Genomic DNA, 21088 nt, shown 5'->3' with positions numbered 1-21088 from the left:
GGGCGGCACCATCAAGGCGCCGCCCCGCGATCTGCTCATGCGAATGGGGGGCGCGTCAGTCCAGGCCGCGCCGTACGACCTTTTCGATCTCCCGCTTCACCAGCCGCTCGACGAGCTGGGGCAGGTTGTCGTCCATCCATTCGCGGATCAGCGGCCGGACAAGATCGTAGACGATCTGCTCAAGCGTGAGGTCACCCCGTCCCACGGGTCCCTCGCCGGTCAGGCTCGGGCCGCGGCGGAATCCGGCAAGGCCGGAGAAGGCGCGGCTGGCTGCGGCAGCCGTCAGATCCGACATCAGGGTGTCGTCATCGTCGTCGGGCGGCGGACGCCGCCGGGGGGGCGGAGGCGGTTCCGGCTCATCCATCTCGAACGGATCGGGAAGAGGTGCCGGGGCAGGTTCCTCCGGCACCATCTGGGTCAGTTCAAGAACGTCATCCTCGGCCGGCTCGTCCAGCATCACCGGCGGAGGCGGTTCCGGCATCGGCGGCGGTGGAGGCGGCGGCGGTGGTGGAGGAAGAGGCGCCGGTGGTGGCGGCGGCGGAGGAGGCTCGGGTTCTGCGGCGGTGGCCGCAGGCGGCGCGTCACTGTCCTCGGAAATGATCCGCCGGATCGAGGCGAGGATCTCCTCCATCGACGGTTCTTGTTGGGTCTTGTTATCGGCCATTTCAGAGAACCCGACTGCCTGATCCGCAGGCGGCAGACTAGGGCAGAACTTTCGAAAACTCCACGGACTTATCGCCGTCCGGGCGGTCCCCGTCGTGACAAGGGACCGCCGGACGACATGCTGCTCAGTCGATGGACGTACCCCAGAGCTTGCCACGGACCTTGTCGTAGTGCGCCTGGAAGTCGTAGGTGGCGACCGGCAGGCCGAGGCGGCCCGCGGTGAGCTGGCCGGTGGCCGCCAGGACCTGGAAGACGGCGACCAGCTCGTCACGCTGGGAGCGGACCAGCTCGACCCGGGCGTTCAGGAGTTCCTGCTCGGCGTCCAGCACGTCCAGCACGGTGCGGGAGCCGACGGTCGCTTCCTGGCGGACGCCTTCCAGCGCGATGTCGGCTGCGCGGACCTGTTCCTTCCGGGACAGGATGGAGGCGCGGGCCGTGACCAGGGCCTCCCAGGCGCGGATCGCCGTCTCGCGGGCGGCGCGCGACGTCTCCTCGATCTGGATGCGGCGCTGGCTGGCGATCTGCTTCGCCTCGCGCACGCGGGCGGTCGTGGCGCCACCTTCATAGATGGGCACCGTCACGCGGGCGACGATGGAGGCCTGCTCGCTCTCATCGACGAGCTGGGACTGGTCCCAGTTCTTCGACAGCGTGCCGGCGACGCTGACGGAGGGCAGCAGCTCGCCGCGGACCAGATCGATGTTGTCCTGCGATGCCTGCTGGTTGAAGCGGGAGGCAATGACGTTGGGGTTGTTCTGCTCGCCGAGCGCGACCGTCTCTTCGAGGGTCTTCGGCAGTGCGATCGTCACGACGGGCTGCACCAGCTTGGCCGGAGGGGCACCGATCAGGCGGGCGAACTGCGCCCGGCTGGCGTTCAGCAGCCCCTCGGCCTGGATGCGGTCCGAGGTGGAGCGCGCCAGACGCGATTCGGACTGGCTGACGTCGGTGCGGGTGATCTCGCCGACGCGGAAGCGGTCCTGTGCAGCCTCCAGCTGGCGGCGGAGCACCTGCTCGTTGTTGACGGTCAGGTCGAGGACCGCCTGATCGCGCACGACGTCCAGGTAGGCCGTCGCGGCGTCCAGCAGCACCGACTGCTCGGTGGCGACCAGGGAAGCGCGCTGCGCCTGGACCAGGTTTTCGGCGCGGTTGACCGCGGCGACCGTGCGACCGCCGCGGTAGAGCGGCTGGGTCACCGTCACATCGACGGAGCGCGGCGAGATCGCCACCACATCCGGCCCCTGCTCGTTGCGCACGCGGCCGGCTTCGCCGGTGGCGGTCACGTTGGGCAGAAACCCCGACCGGGCATAGGGAACCTGCTCGTCCGTGGCGCGGAGAGCGGCCCGCTCGGCGTCCAGGGTCGGGTTGGACTGGTAGGCCTGCGCCAGGGCCTCCTGGAGCGACTGTGCCGCGGCAGGCGTTGCGCCAAGGCCGGCGGCCAGCGCCAGTGCCGGCAGAGTGCCGCACAGGGCGCGGCGGAGACGGTTTCTCAGACTCTTGGCGTCCATCTTCAATACACCTTCATGGTCGGGTCGATCCGCCGGGCCCAAGCGTCGATTCCTCCGGCAAGATTGACGGCCCGGTCGAACCCTTGGAAGCGGAGCCAGGATACTGCCTGGGCACTGCGGAAGCCGTGATGGCAGACACCCACCAGCGGCCTGTCCGTCGGCAGCCCGGCCGCATGCCGCGGAAGCTGCCCCAACGGAATGGTAATGCTCCCGTCGATGGAGCAAAGGTCCACTTCCCAGGGTTCACGCACATCCAGGATGGCGACCGGCTGACCGCCCTTCAGCATCGCATCGAGGGCTTCGACCTCGATCTCGGCGCGTCCGGGTCCGGCCATCGGCCACCTCCTGGGTTCAGAACTGGCTGGTTTCAGAACTGGAATGCCGGCTTCGTCCCGAAGCCGGGCAACGGATGCACGGTGGCATCGAACAGGGGCCGGCTGGAAACGATGCCGGCAATCTTCTGGTAGATACGGGCCTCGCCAAGGCGCTCCGACGCCGCCACCACGGTGACGAGACGCCCACCCTCGGCAAGCTGATCGAGAAGCGCCTCCGGCACCTCGGCCACGGCCCCGTCGATCAGGATGACATCGTAGGGCTGCTGCGCCGGCCAGCCCTGCTCCGGCGGCCCCTGCATCAGCAGCACGTTGTCCGCTCCGGCCTCGCGCAGGGCCCGAGCGGCGGTGGCTGCCAGGGCAGCGTCGCCCTCCACGGCGACGACCGTCGCGGCCAGCCGGCCGATCACGGCCGCTGCGTAGCCGGTGCCGCAGCCGACATCGAGAACGATGTCATGGGCGCCGATGCCGGCTTCCTGGAGAAGACGGGCCAGCACCATCGGTTCCATGAGATAGCGTCCGTCGCCCAGCGGAATACCCTCGTCCACATAGGCGATGCCGCGCAGCGTGCGGGGCACGAAGAGTTCGCGCGGAACATCCAGGAAGGCGTCGACCAGCCGGAGGTCCGTCACCTTGTTGGGACGGATCTGCCCTTCGACCATGTTGACGCGGGCATCGGAGTAGTCCGTCGTTGCAGCCATCGGGGGTCTATCAGGGTCTTCGGGAGGGCGGACGGAGGCGGGAGCACTCGCGCTTCTCAGCAGGCTATATATCCGCGCAGGCCACCGAACACAATCTGGCGCGGCACATGTTGACGCCCTAGCGGACGGATATAGCACGGATGCTTGACCGCGCGCGGCACGCCATCCTATATGTCCACGCCTCAGCCGGGCATGACCCGGCCGGCTCTCACCGGCGCGGTGGCAGAGTGGTGATGCAACGGACTGCAAATCCGTGAACCCGGGTTCGATTCCCGGCCGTGCCTCCAGAGAGCCCCATCAGTCGCTAAGGAACTGGTCGCTGAAGACCGTTGCCCTGCGGCGCTGCCCCTGACAGGGCCTCCCCGATCTCCTTGCTTCCTGCCCTGGCAGCCGACGGGGTCAGGCCAATCCCTTGGCGACCGCCGCCGCCAGACCGGGCGGCAAGGTTCCGGCATCCGCCAGGAGGCGCAGCCTCATCAGGGCGATCTGGCTCAAGGAATCGGTGATCCGTCCGTCCAGAACCATCGCCAGCGCCTCGCCCAGGGGCAGACGGCGGACCTCCAGGCGTTCGGTCTCTTCCGGCATCGGATCGCCGGCACGCAGTCCCCAGGCGGCATAGGCGAACCCGACTTCGTCGGTGACGCTGTTGGACAGGTCGATGCGCCCGATTTCCAGGAGATTCTCTGCCACGAGTCCCGTCTCCTCCGCCAGCTCGCGCAGCGCCGCCACCGTGGGGGGCTGCCCCTCCGGCGCACCCCCCTCGGGGATCTCCCAACTGTAGCGCCCCAGCGGATAGCGGAACTGACCGACCAGCCAGGTCGCGCCGTCCGCATCGACGGGAACGACCCCGACCGCCCGGTTCAGGAACTGCACCACGCCGTAGATTCCGGGGCTTCCGGCCGGCGTCAGAACCCGGTCGTGGACGACACGGATCCAGGGATTCTCATAGCGGGTCCGGCTGTCCAGCGTGGTCCAGGGATTGTCGCCCCCTGCCTTGGCGCCGGCACTGGCGCCGGTCCGTCGCTGTTCCGTCATGATCTGCAAGCGTCTGTGGTCAGGAAAACCGGCACGTTCACGATTCCGAAAAAAACCATCGATTAGGGGTTTGCATCGTCAAAAACCCTTTGCTATATAGCCGCCCACCGCACGACGGGACGCCTCACGGCGCACCGGACAGCGGCACTGATCCCAGGTAGCTCAGCCGGTAGAGCAGGTGGCTGTTAACCACCGGGTCGGGGGTTCGAGTCCCTCCCTGGGAGCCAATCAGGAAGCGGGTCGGGTGGAAACACCCGGCCCGTTCTCCGTTTACGGTCCGCGATGCTCCGTTTACGGTCCGCGATGCGTCGTCATCGCCGATGTCGGCGGGAACCGGCATTCCCTTCCCCGTAATCACAGCTCGTCGTAGAGGGTGCTGGTGTCCTGCCCCGCTGCGGCCGGAATGTGGCGCTGCCATTCCCCGCACCAGTCCGTGGACATCGTGGTCGGAAAGGTGCCGGCCGGGGCACGGTCGGTCACCACCGGGGGAAAGCGGCGGCAGAGTCCCTTCGGCCCCCGTTCCCGCACGCCACCCCCCAGCCAGAATCGGCAGGAATAGCAGTTGTCCCCTCGGCGCACCCCGACCTCCTGGTCCTGAACCTCGAACCACGGCTCACGGCCGTAGTCGAAGATGATCTTCTAACCGGGAGCTATATCACGCAGCGCCGCAGGGGCGACGCAGGCATCTGCGACATCGATGCCGGCAGTGCTATCGGGATCGCCGGAAGGGGAGCAGAGGCTGGCCGATCCCGCACAGGGGCGGCACCCGGCCGCCGGATGCAGAATCAGCCGCAGCGAATCGATGGTATCGCCACGCCCAGCGCCAGCGCCGTTGCTGACGGCCTGGGCAGGGAGAATCACCGGGTCGGCCTGCCCCGTCGCATCTCGTCGCCGTTCTGCATGTAGAAGGCCTTGATCTCGGCATCCAGCTCCGCCCGCCGGCGTCCGTCCTGGCTGTCGGCCGGTGCATCGCGCAGCCCCTGGAACTCCTGCACCGCGCGCTCGTACTCTTCCTGTGTGCGAATCGCCATGGTCCGGCTCCTTCATCGCCCCGTCCCGCCAGCAACCCGGCAGCCGGCCCCCGGTTCCCGCCCTCACCCGTCGGTCCCGCCCAGCACGGTGCGGATGACCGGCGCCGACTCCAGGGTCCGGTGGACGGGGCAGCGTTCGGCGATCTCCAGCAGCCGCTGCTTCTGCGCGGCGTCGAGCGGACCGTCGAGGATCAGCCGGCGCTCGAACCGGTCGATGCGGCGGCCGTCGCCCCCGTCGGTCTTGCCATGCGCCAGATCGACCGCGATTCCCGCCAGCGGCCAGTCCTTGCGCTCCGCATAGAGGCGCAGCGTCATCGCCGTGCAGGCGCCCAGCGCCGCCAGCAGGAGCTGGTAGGGATCGGGACCGCTGCCACCGCCGACGGGGGGCGGTTCGTCGGCCCGGAACACCCGTCCCCCGGCGGTCACCAGCACGCCCAGCCGCGAATCCCCCGCTTCCCGGACGGACGCCCGGCCGACCTCGTTGCGCGGCGATGCCGCGGTATCGGCCGGAGCCAGTCGCAACGCCCGCGTGGCCCAGGCGGCTGCGATCTCCGCGACATGGGCCGCGTCCTCGCGGTCCGCCACCAGATGGCCCGCCCCGTCCAGGGCGATGAAGCTCTTCGGCTGGCGGGCCGCGGCCAGGATCCGGTCGGCATTCTCCACCGGGACGACCGGGTCGTCCGGATCGTGGAAGACCAGCAACGGCCGCCCCAACGTCGCCAGCGTGGCAGCCATGGGCTGGTCGCCGATGTCCTCCAGGAAGTCCGCCGTGATGGGGAAGCTCCGCCCGCCGATCTCGATCCGCGCCCGCCCCTCCGCCGCGATCTCCGCCTCCCGTCCGGCGACGAGCCGGCGGAGATGCGCCGGGCCGAAGGGCGCATTCACCGTGACGACCGCCCCGACCTCCGGCAGCTCAGAGGCGGCCCGGATCACCGCGGCCCCGCCCAGGCTGTGACCGAGCAGCAGGCGAGGCGGGGCGACCGCGTCGGCCAGCGCCCGGGCGGCGGCGACCAGGTCACCGACATTGCTGCTGAAGTCTGTGTTGGCGAAATCGCCGGCGCTGTTGCCCAGGCCGGTGAAGTCGAACCGCAGCACCGCGAATCCCCGCTCGGCCAGGGCGCGGCTGATGCGGATGGAGGCGTGGTGGTCCTTGGAGCAGGTGAAGCAGTGGGCGAACAGCGCCGCCGCCCGCGTCTCCCCCGCCGGCAGGTCGAGCCGGCCGGACAGCCGGTGCCCCGAGCCTCCCATGAAATCGAACTGCCGCGTGCTGGTCAGGGACATGCCGTCTCCCCTTCGGTCGCCGGAGACCCGGGCTGGCCTTGTGCCGTTCCCCGGGTCTACCCTGACTGAACGGCCGGCAGCCCCGGTCGTCGCAGCCGATCCCGTCATCCGCCGGACCGCCATGACCGACCAGCCTTCCTCCCCGCCCGCCGAGGCGCCGTTCGGCCGGGACGACGTCCAGGTGCTGGAGCGTCGCCAGGCCTATCGCGGCTATTTCCGCGTGGACGTCTTCCGGCTGCGCCACCGCCTGTTCGCCGGCGGCTGGAGCGGCGAGATGAGCCGGGAGCTGTTCGACCGCGGCCATGCCGCCGCCATCCTGCTCTACGATCCCCTCCGCGACGCCGTGGTGCTGGTGGAGCAGTTCCGTGTCGGCGCCCTGGCTGCGGACCAGGAGCCGTGGCTGGTGGAGGCGGTGGCCGGGATCGTCGATCCCGGGGAGACGCCGGAGCAGGTGGTGCGCCGAGAATCCGTGGAGGAGGCCGGCTGCACCGTCAGCGATCTGGTCCTGATCGGGGAGTTCCTGCCCAGCCCCGGCGGGTGCAGCGAGGTCATCACCCTCTACTGCGGCCGGGTGGACAGTGCCGGGGCGGGTGGGCTGCACGGGTTGGCGGAGGAGAACGAGGACATCCGTGTCCTGGTCCTGCCGGCGGACGACGCCATCACCCGCGCCGACCGCAACGAAATCCGCAACGGTGTCACCCTGGTGGCGCTCCACTGGCTGGCCCGGCACCGCCTGTCCCTGCGCCGACGCTGGGCGGACTGAGCCGCACCTCGAGTCCCGGCACGTTCCTTGATCGCCAACGGATGCGCCGTTAGCATCCGGGCCTTGAGAATTTTCCTTTTATTTCCGGGGAAGTGCCATGACCCTGCTGTTCCGCGAGTCACCCTGTGCCCGGACTGCCGAGGCCACGGTCCTGTCGTCCGGGCCGGAGGGTGTCCGGCTCGACCGGACCCTCTTCTATCCGGCCGGCGGCGGGCAGCCGGGCGACAGCGGCACGCTGACCTGGGAGGGCGGGACACTGCGGATCGCCGACACGCGCAAGGCCGGAGAGGCTGCACCGCTGTCGGGCGACGACGTGCTGCACATTCCCGAGGACGCGGCCGCCCCCCTGCCCGCGCCCGGCACTCCGGTGACCCTGGAGATCGACTGGGAGCGCCGCCACCGGCACATGCGGATGCACACGACGCTGCATCTCCTCTGCGCGGTCGTCCCGGGCTCCGTCACCGGCGGGCAGGTCGGGGCGGATCGCAGCCGGCTGGACTTCGACGTGCCGTCGGGCAGCCTGGACAAGGCGGAGATCGAAGGTGCGCTGAACGCCCTCATCGCAGCCGACCATCCGGTGACCGAGCGTATCGTCGATGATGCGGAGCTGGACCGCCGGCCCGATCTGGTCCGGACCCTCTCGGTGCAGCCGCCGCGGGGCGGGGGTCTGCTGCGGCTGCTGCTGATCGGCACGGACGAGGCGCCGGTGGACCTCCAGCCCTGCGGCGGCACCCATGTCGCCCGCACCGGCGAGATCGGCCCCGTCAGTGTCGTGAAGATCGAGAACAAGGGCAGACAGAACCGGCGCATCGTCGTCGCCTTGAAGGAGTGAGAGTCGATGGTTTCCGATCCGCTGGTCAGTACGCAGTGGCTGGCCGAGCATCTGGCCGATCCGTCCGTGCGCGTCGTGGATGCGTCCTGGCACATGCCCGGTGTCGCGCGCGATCCGCGGGCGGAACATGCGGCGGTCCGCATCCCCGGTGCCGTGTTCTTCGACATCGACGGCATCGCGGCCCCCGACACGGACCTGCCGCACATGCTTCCCGCCGCGGAGGCGTTCGCTCAGGCCGTGTCCATGCTGGGGATCGGCAGCGCGGACACGATCGTCGTCTATGACAGCAACGGCATTCTCAGCGCGCCGCGGGTCTGGTGGACCTTCCGGGTCTTCGGCCACGCGAAGGTCTTCGTGCTGGATGGCGGCCTGCCGCGCTGGCAGGCCGAGGGCCGGCCGCTGGAGGGCTCGCCGCCCCCGATGCCTGCCCCCCGGCCCTTCCGGGCGCGGCACGACCCGTCCCTGGTCCGCGACGTGGGCGACATGCTGGCGGGACTGGAGACCGGCGCGGCGCAGATCGTCGATGCCCGCCCGGCCGGCCGCTTCGACGGCAGCGTACCCGAACCGCGCCCCGGCCTGCGCAGCGGCCACATGCCGGGCGCGCGCAACGTGCCCGTCTCCGACCTGATGGACGCCGACACGAAGACGATGCTCCCGGCCGAGGCCCTGGCGGCGCGTTTCCGTGCGGCGGGACTGGACCTGGAACGGCCGGTCGTCGCCTCCTGCGGCAGCGGTATCACCGCCTGCGTGCTGGCTCTGGCGCTCCATCGCCTCGGCCGCACCGATGTCCCGGTCTATGACGGTTCCTGGTGCGAATGGGGCGCCCGCCCCGATCTGCCGGTGGAGACCGGCCCCGCTGGAGGTACGAGATGACGGAAGACGCGGTCCCGGCCGGCAAGCTGCGCACGATCGTGACCTTCCTGGAGATGGTGGAGGCGCCGCGGCCGCGGCACCGACCGCCCCCCTTCGAGCGCATGGCGCTGCTGCGGGCCGAGGGCTGCACCGTCTCCTTCTACCGCTACCTCTACGCCACGGTGGGCGAGCCCTGGCTCTGGCACACCCGCCGCCGCCTGTCCGACGACGCCCTGCGCGCCATCATCCACGATGAGAAGGTCGAGGTCTTCGTGCCCTATGTCGCCGGCGTGCCCGCCGGCTATGTGGAACTGGACCGCCGCAGGCCGGGACAGGTCGAGATCGCCTATCTCGGCCTGATCCCGGAGTTCATCGGTCATGGACTGGGTCCCTGGCTGCTGGACTGGGCGGTCGAGGCGGGCTGGAGCGGCGCCGGCGTCACCCGGATGGCCGTGAACACCTGCACCTTCGACCATCCCAAGGCGCTGCTGATGTACCAACGCGCCGGTTTCGTTCCCCTCCGGCAGGAAGAACGGCTGGAAGACGACCCCAGGCTGGAGGGCGTGATGCCCCTCGATGCCGCCCCTCAGATCCCTTTGGCAGAACCCCCCGTACGATGAACGCCGATACCGACAGCACTCCATCCCGCGACCTGGATCTTTCGACCCGCCTCGCCCACGCCGGCCGCGCCCCTGGCAGCCATGCCGGTGCCGTGAACATCCCGCCCTACCGGGCCTCCACCATCCTTCACCCGACCCTTGCGGCCTTCCTGGCCCCTGACCCGGAATACCGTTCCGTCCGCTACGGCCGCATGGGCACACCGTCCAGCCACGCCTTCGAGGAGGCGATGGCCGAACTGGAAGGCGGTTGCGGCGCCGTCGCCGTCGGCTCCGGCCTCCAGGCCATCACCGTCGCGCTGAGCGCCTTCGTGCGGGCAGGCGATCACATCCTCGTGACGGACAGCGTCTACGGTCCGACCCGCCACTTCTGCGACCAGATGCTGGCCCGGCTGGGCGTGGAGACAGAGTTCTACGATCCCGGCATCGGGGCCGGCATCGCCGGCCTGATCCGGGAGAACACCCGGCTGATCATGCTGGAGTCGCCGGGTTCCCTCACCTTCGAGATGCAGGACGTGCCGGCCATCGTCGCCGCAGCGCGGGCGCGCGGCTGCCTGACCCTGATCGACAACACCTGGGCGGCCGGCGTCTTCTTCAAGCCGCTGGCCCTGGGCGTGGACGTCTCGATCCAGGCGGCGACGAAGTATGTCTGCGGCCATTCGGATGCCACCCTGGGCGTCATCGTCGCCCGGGAGGAGGCCTGCCGGATGGCGGTCAAGCAGTCGGCCGTGATGCTGGGTGCCGCGGCCGGGGCGGACGACCTGTTCCTGGCGCTGCGCGGCCTGCGGACCCTGCCTGTCCGTCTCGCGCGGCACCAGGAGACGGGGATACGGCTGGCCCGCTGGATGGCCGGGCAGCCGGAGGTCCGCCGCGTCCTGCATCCGGCCCTGCCCGACGATCCCGGCCATGCCCTCTGGCAACGCGACTTCACCGGCGCCTGCGGCCTGTTCGCGGTGGAGCTGGATCGCATTCCGCAGGATGCCCTGGCCGCCATGCTGGACGGCCTGTCCCTGTTCGGCATGGGTTACAGCTGGGGTGGATTCGAGAGCCTGATCCTGCCCGCCTTCCCCGACAGGATCAGGACCGCCGTTCCCTGGCGCGGCCGGGGCACGCTGATCCGCCTGCATGCCGGTCTGGAAGACGCCGAGGACCTGATCCGCGATCTCGACCGTGCCTTCGACCGTCTGCGCAGGACCCGCCGATGACGACCGCCGTGCTGGAGGCTCTTTTCGCCGAACTGCGCTTCGACGCGGACGGCCTGGTCCCGGCCATCGCCCAGCAGCACGATACGGGCGAGGTGCTGATGCTGGCCTGGATGAACCGCGAGTCGATCAAGGAGACGCTGGCCGGCGGCCGTGTCGTCTACTGGTCCCGCTCCCGCCGGGCGCTCTGGCGCAAGGGGGACACCTCGGGCCAGATCCAGCACCTGAAGGAGCTTCGCCTCGACTGCGACGGCGATGCCCTGCTGCTGCTGGTGGATCAGGTGGGCGTCGCCTGCCACACCGGACGGCGGAACTGCTTCTACCGCGCCGTGCGGGACGGCACGCTGGCCGTCATCGCCGATGTCGAGGTGCCGGCGGAAGAGCTGTACGGCAAGGGCTGACGCCGCTCCGGCAGCGGGGCGGAATATTAGGTACCCTTGATCCATATCAATGTTGGAAGCAAAGCCCCTTCCTAGAAAGGGGTGTCTCTTAACCCTCCCTATCCACTCAGGCCGGCGCTTCCCGTTGGAAACGCCGGCTCTTTCTTTTGCGCGCAGGCCCGCACACCTCTGGTCGTGCGCTCAGGCAGAAGCTAGGATCGGCGCGATCTCAACAGGGAATGGTCCCATGAAGGAGCTGCGCTGCATCGTCTTCAACGACCGCGAGGTGGTCGCTTCGGTGATCGACCGGCGCCGGCGCCTGAAGGACCCGCTCCCCGAGGGGGAGATCACGGGCATCCGCTTCGCCATGGAGGACGGGGTGAAGACCTACCTCGACCTCGACGGCGGCAAGCAGGTCCTGACCCTTGCCGAGGAGGAGGTGCAGGCCGCGCTCATCACCCATTGCATGGCGAAGAACATTCCCCTGCCCGTGGATGCGGAGAAGGTGCTCTACGTCATCAAGGGGCATGCCACCCTGATGATCACCATGAACTTCAACCGCCCCGCCCGTCTGGTCGCCATGGGCCCGATCGGAAGCCTCGCCTCGGAGTCCGGGCGCTGACCGCCACACGCCCAGGATCGGCGGAACCGCTTCCTGTGCTGCGGATCAGGGACAGGGATCAGACATAGGGATCGCCGCCTCCGGGACGCCGGCGCTGCCGGATCAGGCGCAGCACCAGGGCGACCGCGGCAACCGGCACCACCACGATGGCGCCGGTCAGGATGTAGGGCACCGCCCAGCCGGCGGCATCGGCAATGGCGCGCGGCGCATCCTGGACCGCCGCCCAGGCGCCGTTCAGCAACGCCACGGGATCGATTCCCAGCCAGGTCAGCAGCAGGCCGACCACGAGGCAGGCGACCAGCACATTGACGACGAAGCGCATCTGCTACCTCTTCCGCGGCACCGGCGGCGCGGCCCCTGCTGCCAACGCGGCCACCGCCCCGTGGTTCCGGAATCGGCCGGGTTGGCGCACCGCACCGGGCGATGATGAAAACTCGGTCTACGCTACGGCCCTCCTTTTGGCGAAGTTCGAACGTAGTCCGTGAAGTCAGCGTTGCGACAAGGGCAATGCCAGTTGCACTTTGCCGTTGCCCCCAACATAGCTCCAAGGCTATGTACCGGGTGCGCTTGCAACGGAATCACATCATGTAGGTCATGTAGGTCATGGTCTTTGGGCAATGGTCGGCTGCCATCAACTCTTAGCAAGGAAGGACCGCAGGATGGGCCGTAGGCTCGACAACAGCATCTCCGCCCTTCCTCATGACGAGCGGGTCGCAATCGAAGCGCGCCATGACGTATTGAAGCAGCACGTCGAAGGTCTGCGCGAACTGCGTCAGATCGCGGGCAAGGCGCAAGCGGACATCGCCTCCGCCCTCAATATCACCCAACCATCGGTCTCGAAGATCGAGAAGCAGACCGATATGCACATCTCGACGCTGCGCAGCTATGTGGAAGCCGTCGGTGGCGAGCTGGAGTTGACCGTCAAGCTCCCTAAGCGGCCGGCGCTGCGGATTCATCATCTCGGCGATCTTGCTCCGGTCGGCGCAGTGTCAGCCCGGAAGAAGAGTGGCGAGCCATCGCCAAGGCGGCGTCATGGATGAGTTGCAGCGATCCATCTACGTCGAACGCTTCCTTCTGGCGTTTCATACGAAGAAAGGCGCAGCCTTTCAGGACTGGTTCGTGCTTCTGGCGGGCCACGCATTCGGCCCAGATTTCGAGGAAGTTCGCCCCTATGGTCCCTTTGGCGATCTGAAATGCGACGGCCGCCGGATCAGCTCGGGCTCTGTGTTCCAGTGCTACGCACCGGACGCCATGAAGGAAGCTGACCTCATCGCCAAGGTCGATGCGGACTTCCACGGCGCCCGCGCGCATTGGGCCGGTAACATGCAGGAGTGGGTGTTCGTTCATAATGACGGACGCGGCCTTCCGCCGAACGCGGTTCAGCATCTGGACGGGCTTCGCCAAGCCCATGCGCCCCTTCAGATCGAGACTTGGTCCGAGCCGGAACTGCTCGATCTCGCGATGAAGCTCGATCTGTCGGCGCTTCAAGCGCTCTTCGGTCCCGCTGCGTCAATCGCGATCGTGGACCGTCTCGTCATGTCCGATCTGGTGCCGATTATCGAGGCGCTCCAGCGGCAGGAACCCAGCCCGATTGATCCACCTTTGACGCCACCGTCACCGGAAAAGCTCGAAAAGAACGCCCTGTCGGAGGAATCTGGCCTCTTCCTGCGTATCGGCCGTCGGAAGTCTGCGCTCGTAGACACCTTTTTTCGCAAAAGCCCGCGTCCCGATTTAGGCGAGCGCATCGCCGAGGCGTTTCGGCTGCGCTATGCCGAGTTAAAGGCTTTCGACCTTCCGGCCGATACGATCTTCAAGCATCTTCAGGATTACGCTGGCTTCAACGGCGAGCCGAAACGGCAAGGTGCGGCGCTGGCGGTACTCGCCTATTTTTTCGATAGCTGCGACATCTTCGAAGACCCGATCATCATTGCTGTGGAGGCGTCATGATCCTCCCGACGAAGCATGTCCGTCCTGATCGCGCGCTCATCGGCGTCGGTGCCGAGGTTCTCGACATCCTCAAGCAGCCGATGACCATGTCGCGGCTGTGGGACGAGATGCGCGGGCGCCGTTCGCTCCACGCCCCCAACGCTCCAATCGACTATCAATGGTTCATCCTGTCGCTCGATCTGCTCTTCACAATCGGCGCGGTCGATTTCGACCGTGGCCTAGTGCGGAGGGTTCAGCCATGATCCGCCGCTTCGGTAGCGACCTCGCTTCTTTCAAGACCCTGACCTTCAAGCCCGGCCTGAACATTTTACTGGCCGACAAGAGCGCAGGTGCGAACGATCGCCAATCGAGAAATGGCGCCGGCAAGACCAGCTTCATCGAACTGGTCCATTTCCTGTTCGGCGCCGACGCCCGCAAGGACAGCATATTCCGTTCCGGCGCGCTGACGGCCTGGACGTTCGACGTCGACGTCGATATCGCGGAAAACGCGATCTCGGCGGCGCGCAGCGGTGCCAAGCCGGGCCGGATCGTGGTCAACGGCCCGGTCGAGAGCTGGCCGATCCCGCCACAGTTCGACAGCCGCGCCGGGCTGTTCGAGCTGTCGAATGAGAACTGGAAGGCCAACCTCGGCCAGCTCTGGTTCGGCTTGCCGATTTCGGCCGGGGACGAAGCCGAGGGTTTCCAGCCGTCGTTCCGCTCGCTCTTTTCCTATTTCGTCCGCCGTCAGAACAGCGGCGGCTTCCAGCAGCCGATGCAGCATTCGGGAATGCAGCAGGCATGGAATCAGCAGGTCTCGATTTGCTACCTGCTCGGCCTCGACTGGAGCATCCCCGGCCGCTTTCAAGAGCTGCGCGCGCAGGAGAAGGTCGCGCAGGAACTGCGCAAGGCCGCCCGAAGCGGCGATCTTGGCCGGTTCTTTGGCAAGGCGGCCGATCTCAGGACAAAGCTGGCTATCGCCGAGGCTCGCGCCGCGCGGCTGCGTCAGCAGCTTGAAACCTTCGAGGTGGTGCCGGAATACAAGGCCCTGGAGCGCGAGGCGAACGAGATCACGCGCGAGATCGACGGCATGAACGTCGAGAACGTTATCGATGGCGATCTTCTGCAACAGCTTCGTGCCTCGCTCTCCGAGGAGGATGCGCCCGATCTCGGCAATGTCACAAAGCTCTATGCCGAGGCCGGTGTCGTCCTGCCCGACATGGTGCGGCGGCGCTTCGATGAGGTCGAGCGTTTCCACCGAAGCATCATCGAGAACCGGCGCGCGCATCTGACCGCCGAGATCGCCTCGGCCGAGGCCCGTGTCGCCGAACGCTATCAGCGCACTGCCGAACGTGACCGGCGCCGGCGGCAGATCATGGGCGTGCTGCGCTCGGGCGGCGCGCTGGAACACTATACCACGCTGCGCGAAGAAGCCGGCCGCGCCGAAGCCGAAGCCGAGGGCCTCCGCCAGCGTCTTGACACCGCCGAGCGGATCGAGAGCACCAAGGCCGAACTCGACATCGAGCGCGCCAACCTGACCAAAGCGCTGCGAGATGATATCCACGAGCGGGCCGACATCATCCGCGAAGCTATCCTTTCCTTCGAGGCGCTCTCAGAATCCCTTTATGAGAAGGCCGGCAGCCTGACGATTTCCGAAACCGGAAATGGTCCCCAGTTCGAGGTCCATATCGACGGCCAGCGAAGCAAGGGCATCACCAACATGCAGATCTTCTGCTTTGATCTCATGTTGACCGAAATCAGCCTGAAGAACGGGCGCAGCCCCGGCTTTCTTATTCATGACAGCCATCTGTTCGATGGCGTGGATGAACGTCAAGTCGCTAAGGCATTGCAACTCGGTGCCGAGCGGGCCGAGGCAGCTGGCTTTCAGTATATCGTGACGATGAACTCGGACGCACTGCCTCGGGATGGTTTCCAGCACGGCTTTGACGTACAAGCCCATGTCATCGACACCAAGCTGACCGACGCGACGGATACCGGTGGCCTGTTCGGCCTCCGCTTCGATTAAACCATTGATGCGAGCTTTATTACTTAATAGGCTGCTGTAGCGCGCCAAATGGTTCTGGAGCGCGCGACACATGGTCGTGGAGCGGCTCGGAGCCGATTTTCGCATCCTTGAAGCACCTCCGAGCCACCCCTTAAACACCCCTTTATGCCGCCACCTGGAACCCCTCTGGGAGGGGCGCTCGCACCGGCGGCGGGGTGAGGACGAAGTCCTCCAGAATGGCCTCCACGGTGCGCCTGGAGCTGCAGTGCTTCATGTAGCCGAGGAAGCTGGCCACGAAGGGTCTGATCTGGTCGTAGGAGACCTCGCCGCGCCGGTAGAGGGCCGCCAGCTCACGGAAGGTGGCGCGGGCTTTCTTGACGTTGCGCTTGCGCGGCAGGAGGTGCGTGGTCCAGGTCCGGTAGCCGCAGAAGTCGATGCCGCCAGACGCCGGCAGGACCGTCGTCTTGCGGTTCAGGCGCAGGGCGAGCTTGGTGGCGAGGAAGTCGGCGATGGCGTCGTAGAGCGCCCACAGGTCGGCCTTGGAGTGCCCCACGATCACGAAGTCGTCCATGTAGCGGACGTAGCGCTTGATGCCGAGCTCGTCCTTGATCCAGTGGTCCAGCTGGTCGAGGTAGATGTTGGCGAAGAGCTGGCTGGTCAGTGCCCCGACCGGGATGCCGACACCCTCGTCGAAGCCGTAGCCCTTGAGGTTCGTCCGGCACAGCCACAGCACCTTCTTGTCGGAGATCGACCGGCCCAGGATGGCCATCAGGCGGCCGTGGTTGATGCTGGCGAAGTACTTGCTGATGTCGGCCTTCAGGACCCACACCTTGCCGCCCTCGCAGCTGGCCTCACGCAGGTGCCGCTGGAGGCGGTCGACGGCCGTGTGGACGCCCCGACCCTTGCGGCAGGCGTAGCTGTCGAAGATGAAGCGACGTTCAAGGACGGGCTCGATGACGCGGACCACGGCATGGTGCACCACCCGGTCGGCGAAGGGCGGCGCGCTGATCAGCCGAGGCTTCGGATCGCGCACCATGAACTCCCGCGGCCGGCCCGGCCGCCACACGCCGTTGACCATTTGGCCCTGAAGGTCGAAGAGCTTCTCCTCCAGGCCGAAGCCGAACTCCAGGACCTCGTCGCTGTACCTCTTGCCCTTGCGGGCCGCCAGGTAGGCGCCGTAGAGGTTCTCGAAGGCCGTCACGCTGTCCCATAAGCCACCCGCCGACTTGGGCACTGCACATTCTCCTCTGCTCAAAGTGGAGGCCGGCGCCACATTCGGGCCTGAGCCCTACTAGCCGCGCCGGCCTGTTGATCTTCCTCCCCATCGGGGAGCGGACAACAGCCCCGAAGTAACAGCACTGGAAGGTGCCCTGTCGGACACCGACTTCTGGCCTTGTTCGTTCGCGAGGCGGCCACCGATGTTCGTGTTCGAGTTCGACGGGGCGTTGTTCAGGTTCAGGTTGAAGAGGCCCGCGTTCGACCCGTTGCTCCAGTTGCCGCCGTTACCGGCTGTCGCCCGATACGGACCTGATCCAGCCACCGACCATGCGGCCGATTTCATCAATATGGCGGGACCAGACCTCGTAACGGTTCGGGGTGATGTACCCCAATCTTCTTGCCTTCCTGACCAGCGCCCGCAGGAACTCGACCTCGATGTCGAGGTCCTGGAGCGTGGTCTTCTTGTGGTACCGCTTGGCCGCCTGCACCGTCAGATGGAGCACGCGGTTCAAGGTCGACCGGATCTCGGCCGAGAGGACGTGGCGCTCGTACTTGGGGAACTGGAGCGCCACCTGGTGGGAGTAGGCGTCGAGCTCCTCCAGCTTGGCCAGTATCCTCAGGCCTTCTAGGTGCTGCGCCACGGTCAGGCGGCGCGAACAGCCGGATGCCCGTAGATCAGCTGGGCCTGGCCGGAGGCGTCGAGGGTGAAGTGCACGAGCAGGTCCGTCTCGCGGATCAGGCTCGGCGGCACCTCCTCCGGCTGGGCGCCCTCCTTGACCGAGACGAAGTAGCGGGTCTCGCTCAGCTCGGTCGGCACCTTGTAGATCTTCACCTCGCGGCGGAAACCGCTCTCGGGCAGGATGTCCTCGAACGCGGGAAGCCCCAGAGACGGCACCTCACCCCACGAAATCAGTTCACCGATCTGCATGTCTTCTCTCTCCCAGGTAGGGGTCGCGCTCTCGCGCGACCCGTCAGAACACAGTGGGCAGGGTCCAGGTTACGTCTTCGCGAGGCGGCCACCGAGGCTCGAGTGCGAGTACGACGGGGCGCTGTTCAGGTTCAGCGGGAAGAGGCCCGCGTACGACCCGCTGCTCCAGTCGCCGCCGTGGTAGCAGACGTACTCGGTCCCCGACGCGGCGCTCCAATGGTAGTCGCCGAAGGTGCCGTTGCCCTGGGTGCCGTCCACGGTCGCCGCGACGAACAGGTCGCGGAAGTCGAAGCCGGTGCCCGTGCTCTCCAGCGCCGACACCATCCAGCCCGAGGGGGCGATGGTGATGTTGGTGTTGACCCAGGTCTTGTTGCCGTTGCGGTCCCACACCTGCAGGCGGTTGGAGGTGTCGGTCTTGAGGCCGTCCACCATGTGCCAGACGTTGCCCCACAGTTCCCGCACCCCGCGCCAGGTGGCGTTGGTGGTGCCGGTGTTGACGGCGGCGGAGGAGTTGGTGTTGCCCGCCCCGATCAATGCCTGGCTGTCGGCCCCGCCCATCTCGATCAGAGCCAGGGTCTGGAGCGCGGCCACCTCGTAGATCGACCACAGGCGGAAGCCCGAGACGCCGCCGGTGTTGCGCGCCGCGCAGCGGGTCTTCATGACGTTGAAGTCGATACTGACCAGCGGCGCGACACTCGCGACAGACCCGGCCTTGGTGCCGCCGTCGTTGGTGGCTTCGTACTTGCCGACATAGATGTAGGGAATGTCCGCCCCAGCATCGCGGAAGGCCGGATGGATCTGGAACCCGGTCACGGGCTGGTCCGACACCCACCAGCACTTCCGGCCAGCGCGGTCGCTGCCCGTCGGGGCGGTGCCGACCTTGTAGTAGAACTTCGGCACCCGCACCATGGCCTGGCCATCCACGGTGACATCGGTGATGCCGCCGTAGACAGGGTGGTTGTTGAAGAAGCTGGCGTCGGCGGCCTTGTTGTTGCCGTTCTCATCCACCCGCGCCCAGGTGCCGCCACCGCCACCCGAGGTGACCAGGGCGATGCCGATGATGTTGGCGAACATGTCCTTGGTGGTGAAGGACACCTCGGGCGACCACTCGGACCAGCCGAGGGCGGCGCCCTGGTGGCGAACGCGGGCATGGTAGGTCCGCTGGCCATCCAGCAGGATGCCGGCGGGCACCTGCACGTTGGTCTTGTTGACCGTATCGGCCCCGCTATCCCAGGCCGGGCTCGCGTAGGTCCCGGCATTGGTGCGGATTTGCCACTGGCTGGCGGCATGGGTATCCGACCCGCCATGCACCGCGAAGGCGGCGCTGTGAAGCGTCGGGCGCTCGGGGATGTCGATGGCGCCGTTGCTCGGGCTCGTGATGGTGGGGGTGATCACGTACTCGAAGCTGGCCGCCGTGGCGAAGGAGGTCGGCGCCGACCACTCGGACCAGCCGCCCTTGGCGTCCTTCTGGCGAGCCCGCCAGTGATAGGTCTGCCCCTCCTGCAGGACAGCAGGCGGCACCTGGTGGGACAGGCCCGGACCCACCTCGCCGCTGTCGTAGACCGGGGCGGTCCAGACGGAGGCACTGATGGACACCTGCCACTGGGTGGCCGCCATGGCGCTGCCCACCATCGAAGAATAGCCCGCCACGGCCAGGGTCGGGGTCTCGTTGATGCCCGTCGCGGCATTGGCCGGGGACGAGTTCACCGGCTGCGCCGGGCCGTGGTGGATGCCGCCGAGCAGGGTTTCCTGATCGACGCCGACGACGTGCTTCACGGTGACGTTGCCACCCTCGACCACCATCTTCAGGTCAAAGGCGCCGCGCGCCGGCAGGCGGTACTCGACATCGATCATGCCGGTGTCGGCGCTGCCGTCCGCCACCAGGCCAAGATCGGTCAGGCCGGTGTCGGCATCCCGCTTCCAGGCCCAGTGAGCCTCGGTCCAGGTCGTGTGGCTGACATCCTTGAAGTAGAGGCGGATGGTCGCGGCATTGTCGGTGCGGCGGACGATCACCGCCTTGTCCACATCACCCGGCCCGAGGTCCAGGCGCTTGGAATAGTAGACCTGCCCGGCGGCAGCCGTCGCCTGGCCATTGCCGATCACCCAGTTGGTGCGCCGCAAGGTGCCAGCGGACACGGTGGCCGGGATATTGGAAGACGCCTTGAAGCGGGTTGCACTCAGGATTTCAGCGACGGTGATGACGATCGACTGGCCGACGCTGTCGATCACATATTCGCGACCCACCTCCAGCTTGGAGGTCGAGGAGATGTCCACGCTGTCGTCCCCGGCCACGGTGGAGACGCCCGCCACGGACAGAGTGTCGGCCACGGCAAACAGGGGGTTGAAGAACTCGAAGAAGTACTTCTCCGGCCCGTAGGCGTTCTGCAGGCCGATCAGCTTGCGCTGCAACTCAACGCGCAGCGACAGCTCGGAGACATCCAGGCCATCAAGCTGCGCCAGCACCGCGTCGATGGCGTCCTGGGTGGCATCCTGGATTTGGCGCTGGATTTCGGCGGGGTCAAGCGAGCCCTCGCCATAGGCGGCCAGCAGCAGATCGACGCGGGCGCGCAGGGAGTTGAGCGCGGTGGCCTGGTTCAGCAGTTCAGTGGTCAGGGTTCCCATCTAGCGGGCCTCCTCAGTACATGGTGGCGGGGTCGAAGCCGGCCGCTTGCGCCCAGCGTTCGAGGTTGGTCAGTCGGGCACGGGCGTCGATCAGGCTCTCGGTGAGACTGGTGACCATGGTCACCATGCGCGCCACATGAAGGGCCGGGTGCGCTTCAGAGCGGCCCACGGCGGAGATCATCCCGGTGGTGATGGCGGCGGCACCCTCGGGCACCACCACCTTGGCCAGCACCACATGGTGGGGGGCAGGCGACGGCACGGCCTTCAGTGCGGCCGAGGTGTCCTGGCCGACGATGTAGCTGCCCTCCAGGACGATATGCCAGGTGCCGGGCGCCAGGATGGGCACGGTCTCGTCGGTGTCCAGGCGCACCGTCATGCTGTAGCCGTCGCGCTCCACCACGGCGACGGAGACGGGGTAATCCGGGTCCGCGCCCTCGAAGACGCGGACATTGAGGCCGCCGCCGGGCGCGACGGCGAAGCCCCAGTAGATGCCAGGGTCGAGAACCCCCGCGAGCTTGCGGTTGAGGGCGCTTGAGGCGTACTGCTCACGCCACTTGATGTCCACGGTCAGGGGCATGG

The 21088-nt window shown here is 67.5% G+C and carries 25 protein-coding genes and 2 tRNA genes; 13 read left to right on the top strand and 14 right to left on the bottom strand.

What is annotated here, in order from left to right:
* Nucleotides 1-55: 55 nt before the first annotated feature.
* The 4 genes from RC1_RS22480 to RC1_RS05520 all read right to left on the bottom strand — a co-directional run bounded on the left by RC1_RS22480 (nucleotide 56) and on the right by RC1_RS05520 (nucleotide 3198).
* Complete coding sequence (locus tag RC1_RS22480; protein ID WP_012566364.1) at nucleotides 56-664, bottom strand: DUF2497 domain-containing protein; 609 nt, start codon at nucleotides 662-664, stop codon at nucleotides 56-58.
* 124 nt (nucleotides 665-788) lie between these two features.
* Entirely contained in the window at nucleotides 789-2165 is a 1377-nt protein-coding gene (locus RC1_RS05530; protein ID WP_012566363.1) for a TolC family outer membrane protein, read from the bottom strand.
* Between the two features lie 2 nt (nucleotides 2166-2167).
* On the bottom strand, nucleotides 2168-2500 hold the full coding sequence (locus tag RC1_RS05525) for a rhodanese-like domain-containing protein (protein ID WP_012566362.1): 333 nt from the start codon (nucleotides 2498-2500) through the stop codon (nucleotides 2168-2170).
* A gap of 32 nt (nucleotides 2501-2532) precedes the next feature.
* The gene (locus tag RC1_RS05520) at nucleotides 2533-3198 is read right to left on the bottom strand and encodes a protein-L-isoaspartate O-methyltransferase family protein (RefSeq protein ID WP_012566361.1); all 666 of its coding nucleotides are present in this window, start codon (nucleotides 3196-3198) and stop codon (nucleotides 2533-2535) included.
* A gap of 213 nt (nucleotides 3199-3411) precedes the next feature.
* Here RC1_RS05520 and RC1_RS05515 point away from each other — a divergent pair.
* Nucleotides 3412-3485, top strand: a tRNA-Cys gene (locus RC1_RS05515).
* Between the two features lie 112 nt (nucleotides 3486-3597).
* Here RC1_RS05515 and RC1_RS05510 read toward each other — a convergent pair.
* A complete protein-coding gene (locus tag RC1_RS05510) occupies nucleotides 3598-4233 on the bottom strand; it encodes an NUDIX domain-containing protein (RefSeq protein ID WP_012566360.1) in 636 nt (211 codons plus the stop codon).
* Between the two features lie 151 nt (nucleotides 4234-4384).
* Between RC1_RS05510 and RC1_RS05505 the strand changes: the two genes are divergently transcribed.
* A tRNA-Asn gene (locus RC1_RS05505) sits at nucleotides 4385-4460 on the top strand.
* Between the two features lie 127 nt (nucleotides 4461-4587).
* Here RC1_RS05505 and RC1_RS05500 read toward each other — a convergent pair.
* The 3 genes from RC1_RS05500 to RC1_RS05495 form a co-directional block, all read right to left on the bottom strand.
* Entirely contained in the window at nucleotides 4588-4812 is a 225-nt protein-coding gene (locus tag RC1_RS05500) for a hypothetical protein (protein WP_041785152.1), read from the bottom strand.
* 278 nt (nucleotides 4813-5090) lie between these two features.
* The gene (locus tag RC1_RS21700) at nucleotides 5091-5264 is read right to left on the bottom strand and encodes a hypothetical protein (RefSeq protein ID WP_012566358.1); all 174 of its coding nucleotides are present in this window, start codon (nucleotides 5262-5264) and stop codon (nucleotides 5091-5093) included.
* A 63-nt stretch (nucleotides 5265-5327) separates the two neighbouring features.
* The gene (locus RC1_RS05495; RefSeq protein ID WP_012566357.1) at nucleotides 5328-6545 is read right to left on the bottom strand and encodes a bifunctional alpha/beta hydrolase/OsmC family protein; all 1218 of its coding nucleotides are present in this window, start codon (nucleotides 6543-6545) and stop codon (nucleotides 5328-5330) included.
* Between the two features lie 121 nt (nucleotides 6546-6666).
* Here RC1_RS05495 and RC1_RS05490 point away from each other — a divergent pair, with 121 nt between their 5' ends.
* The 7 genes from RC1_RS05490 to RC1_RS05460 all read left to right on the top strand — a co-directional run bounded on the left by RC1_RS05490 (nucleotide 6667) and on the right by RC1_RS05460 (nucleotide 11813).
* Nucleotides 6667-7308 carry an NUDIX domain-containing protein gene (locus tag RC1_RS05490; RefSeq protein ID WP_012566356.1) on the top strand — a complete coding sequence of 214 codons (642 nt, stop codon included), beginning with the start codon at nucleotides 6667-6669 and terminating at the stop codon, nucleotides 7306-7308.
* Nucleotides 7309-7405: 97 nt separating this feature from the next.
* Nucleotides 7406-8140 (top strand): alanyl-tRNA editing protein, encoded by a 735-nt coding sequence (locus RC1_RS05485; RefSeq protein WP_012566355.1) that lies wholly within the window; start codon nucleotides 7406-7408, stop codon nucleotides 8138-8140.
* Nucleotides 8141-8146: 6 nt separating this feature from the next.
* On the top strand, nucleotides 8147-9013 hold the full coding sequence (sseA, locus tag RC1_RS05480) for a 3-mercaptopyruvate sulfurtransferase (RefSeq protein WP_012566354.1): 867 nt from the start codon (nucleotides 8147-8149) through the stop codon (nucleotides 9011-9013).
* The gene (locus tag RC1_RS05475; RefSeq protein ID WP_012566353.1) at nucleotides 9010-9612 is read left to right on the top strand and encodes a GNAT family N-acetyltransferase; all 603 of its coding nucleotides are present in this window, start codon (nucleotides 9010-9012) and stop codon (nucleotides 9610-9612) included. Before sseA ends, RC1_RS05475 begins: the two co-directional genes overlap by 4 nt.
* Nucleotides 9609-10814, top strand: a complete 1206-nt coding sequence (metC, locus tag RC1_RS05470; protein ID WP_012566352.1) for a cystathionine beta-lyase — start codon at nucleotides 9609-9611, stop codon at nucleotides 10812-10814. Before RC1_RS05475 ends, metC begins: the two co-directional genes overlap by 4 nt.
* On the top strand, nucleotides 10811-11212 hold the full coding sequence (gene hisI / locus RC1_RS05465) for a phosphoribosyl-AMP cyclohydrolase (protein WP_012566351.1): 402 nt from the start codon (nucleotides 10811-10813) through the stop codon (nucleotides 11210-11212). The genes metC and hisI overlap by 4 nt, the downstream gene beginning before the upstream one ends.
* A gap of 226 nt (nucleotides 11213-11438) precedes the next feature.
* The gene (locus RC1_RS05460; RefSeq protein WP_012566350.1) at nucleotides 11439-11813 is read left to right on the top strand and encodes a hypothetical protein; all 375 of its coding nucleotides are present in this window, start codon (nucleotides 11439-11441) and stop codon (nucleotides 11811-11813) included.
* A gap of 58 nt (nucleotides 11814-11871) precedes the next feature.
* Here RC1_RS05460 and RC1_RS05455 read toward each other — a convergent pair whose 3' ends face one another.
* Complete coding sequence (locus RC1_RS05455; RefSeq protein ID WP_012566349.1) at nucleotides 11872-12135, bottom strand: hypothetical protein; 264 nt, start codon at nucleotides 12133-12135, stop codon at nucleotides 11872-11874.
* A 337-nt stretch (nucleotides 12136-12472) separates the two neighbouring features.
* Between RC1_RS05455 and RC1_RS20700 the strand changes: the two genes are divergently transcribed.
* From RC1_RS20700 to RC1_RS05435, 4 genes are read left to right on the top strand one after another with little or no spacing between them, the layout of a single operon-like run.
* Nucleotides 12473-12853: an XRE family transcriptional regulator gene (locus RC1_RS20700; RefSeq protein ID WP_012566348.1), complete on the top strand. Its 381-nt coding sequence runs from the start codon at nucleotides 12473-12475 to the stop codon at nucleotides 12851-12853.
* Nucleotides 12846-13760 carry an ABC-three component system protein gene (locus tag RC1_RS05445; protein ID WP_012566347.1) on the top strand — a complete coding sequence of 305 codons (915 nt, stop codon included), beginning with the start codon at nucleotides 12846-12848 and terminating at the stop codon, nucleotides 13758-13760. Before RC1_RS20700 ends, RC1_RS05445 begins: the two co-directional genes overlap by 8 nt.
* Nucleotides 13757-14002: an ABC-three component system middle component 6 gene (locus RC1_RS05440; RefSeq protein WP_041785149.1), complete on the top strand. Its 246-nt coding sequence runs from the start codon at nucleotides 13757-13759 to the stop codon at nucleotides 14000-14002. Before RC1_RS05445 ends, RC1_RS05440 begins: the two co-directional genes overlap by 4 nt.
* Nucleotides 13999-15762 (top strand): ABC-three component system protein, encoded by a 1764-nt coding sequence (locus tag RC1_RS05435; protein WP_012566346.1) that lies wholly within the window; start codon nucleotides 13999-14001, stop codon nucleotides 15760-15762. Before RC1_RS05440 ends, RC1_RS05435 begins: the two co-directional genes overlap by 4 nt.
* Before the next feature lie 142 nt (nucleotides 15763-15904).
* Here the strand turns inward: RC1_RS05435 and RC1_RS05430 are convergent, their stop codons facing one another.
* From RC1_RS05430 to RC1_RS05410, 5 genes are all read right to left on the bottom strand, one after another.
* Nucleotides 15905-16942 (bottom strand): reverse transcriptase/maturase family protein, encoded by a 1038-nt coding sequence (locus RC1_RS05430; RefSeq protein ID WP_202795564.1) that lies wholly within the window; start codon nucleotides 16940-16942, stop codon nucleotides 15905-15907.
* Between the two features lie 301 nt (nucleotides 16943-17243).
* Nucleotides 17244-17600, bottom strand: coding sequence for a diversity-generating retroelement protein Avd (gene avd / locus RC1_RS05425; RefSeq protein ID WP_202795563.1), 357 nt, complete (start codon nucleotides 17598-17600; stop codon nucleotides 17244-17246).
* Nucleotides 17601-17602: 2 nt separating this feature from the next.
* On the bottom strand, nucleotides 17603-17887 hold the full coding sequence (locus tag RC1_RS05420) for a hypothetical protein (RefSeq protein WP_012566343.1): 285 nt from the start codon (nucleotides 17885-17887) through the stop codon (nucleotides 17603-17605).
* Nucleotides 17888-17956: 69 nt separating this feature from the next.
* Entirely contained in the window at nucleotides 17957-20509 is a 2553-nt protein-coding gene (locus RC1_RS05415; RefSeq protein ID WP_012566342.1) for a glycoside hydrolase family 78 protein, read from the bottom strand.
* A 13-nt stretch (nucleotides 20510-20522) separates the two neighbouring features.
* A complete protein-coding gene (locus tag RC1_RS05410) occupies nucleotides 20523-21086 on the bottom strand; it encodes a hypothetical protein (RefSeq protein WP_012566341.1) in 564 nt (187 codons plus the stop codon).
* Nucleotides 21087-21088: the final 2 nt, after the last annotated feature.

Source organism: Rhodospirillum centenum SW (assembly GCF_000016185.1).
Classification (GTDB): Bacteria; Pseudomonadota; Alphaproteobacteria; order Azospirillales; family Azospirillaceae; genus Rhodocista; species Rhodocista centena.
Note: the sequence above shows the minus strand (reverse complement) of the source record. Positions and strands in the feature narration are given on the sequence as shown.

Excerpts from the sequence above, each read along its gene's own strand:
- RC1_RS05460 (WP_012566350.1), top strand. The coding sequence starts at position 11,439 with ATGAAGGAGCTGCGCTGCATCGTCTTCAACGACCGCGAGGTGGTCGCT.
- RC1_RS05510 (WP_012566360.1), bottom strand. The coding sequence starts at position 4,233 with ATGACGGAACAGCGACGGACCGGCGCCAGTGCCGGCGCCAAGGCAGGG.
- RC1_RS20700 (WP_012566348.1), top strand. The coding sequence starts at position 12,473 with ATGGGCCGTAGGCTCGACAACAGCATCTCCGCCCTTCCTCATGACGAG.
- RC1_RS05445 (WP_012566347.1), top strand. The coding sequence starts at position 12,846 with ATGGATGAGTTGCAGCGATCCATCTACGTCGAACGCTTCCTTCTGGCG.
- RC1_RS05415 (WP_012566342.1), bottom strand. The coding sequence starts at position 20,509 with ATGGGAACCCTGACCACTGAACTGCTGAACCAGGCCACCGCGCTCAAC.
- RC1_RS05475 (WP_012566353.1), top strand. The coding sequence starts at position 9,010 with ATGACGGAAGACGCGGTCCCGGCCGGCAAGCTGCGCACGATCGTGACC.
- metC (WP_012566352.1), top strand. The coding sequence starts at position 9,609 with ATGAACGCCGATACCGACAGCACTCCATCCCGCGACCTGGATCTTTCG.
- RC1_RS05455 (WP_012566349.1), bottom strand. The coding sequence starts at position 12,135 with ATGCGCTTCGTCGTCAATGTGCTGGTCGCCTGCCTCGTGGTCGGCCTG.
- RC1_RS05485 (WP_012566355.1), top strand. The coding sequence starts at position 7,406 with ATGACCCTGCTGTTCCGCGAGTCACCCTGTGCCCGGACTGCCGAGGCC.
- sseA (WP_012566354.1), top strand. The coding sequence starts at position 8,147 with ATGGTTTCCGATCCGCTGGTCAGTACGCAGTGGCTGGCCGAGCATCTG.
- RC1_RS22480 (WP_012566364.1), bottom strand. The coding sequence starts at position 664 with ATGGCCGATAACAAGACCCAACAAGAACCGTCGATGGAGGAGATCCTC.
- RC1_RS05410 (WP_012566341.1), bottom strand. The coding sequence starts at position 21,086 with ATGCCCCTGACCGTGGACATCAAGTGGCGTGAGCAGTACGCCTCAAGC.
- hisI (WP_012566351.1), top strand. The coding sequence starts at position 10,811 with ATGACGACCGCCGTGCTGGAGGCTCTTTTCGCCGAACTGCGCTTCGAC.
- RC1_RS21700 (WP_012566358.1), bottom strand. The coding sequence starts at position 5,264 with ATGGCGATTCGCACACAGGAAGAGTACGAGCGCGCGGTGCAGGAGTTC.
- RC1_RS05495 (WP_012566357.1), bottom strand. The coding sequence starts at position 6,545 with ATGTCCCTGACCAGCACGCGGCAGTTCGATTTCATGGGAGGCTCGGGG.
- RC1_RS05440 (WP_041785149.1), top strand. The coding sequence starts at position 13,757 with ATGATCCTCCCGACGAAGCATGTCCGTCCTGATCGCGCGCTCATCGGC.
- RC1_RS05420 (WP_012566343.1), bottom strand. The coding sequence starts at position 17,887 with ATGCAGATCGGTGAACTGATTTCGTGGGGTGAGGTGCCGTCTCTGGGG.
- RC1_RS05525 (WP_012566362.1), bottom strand. The coding sequence starts at position 2,500 with ATGGCCGGACCCGGACGCGCCGAGATCGAGGTCGAAGCCCTCGATGCG.
- RC1_RS05435 (WP_012566346.1), top strand. The coding sequence starts at position 13,999 with ATGATCCGCCGCTTCGGTAGCGACCTCGCTTCTTTCAAGACCCTGACC.
- RC1_RS05490 (WP_012566356.1), top strand. The coding sequence starts at position 6,667 with ATGACCGACCAGCCTTCCTCCCCGCCCGCCGAGGCGCCGTTCGGCCGG.
- RC1_RS05520 (WP_012566361.1), bottom strand. The coding sequence starts at position 3,198 with ATGGCTGCAACGACGGACTACTCCGATGCCCGCGTCAACATGGTCGAA.
- RC1_RS05530 (WP_012566363.1), bottom strand. The coding sequence starts at position 2,165 with ATGGACGCCAAGAGTCTGAGAAACCGTCTCCGCCGCGCCCTGTGCGGC.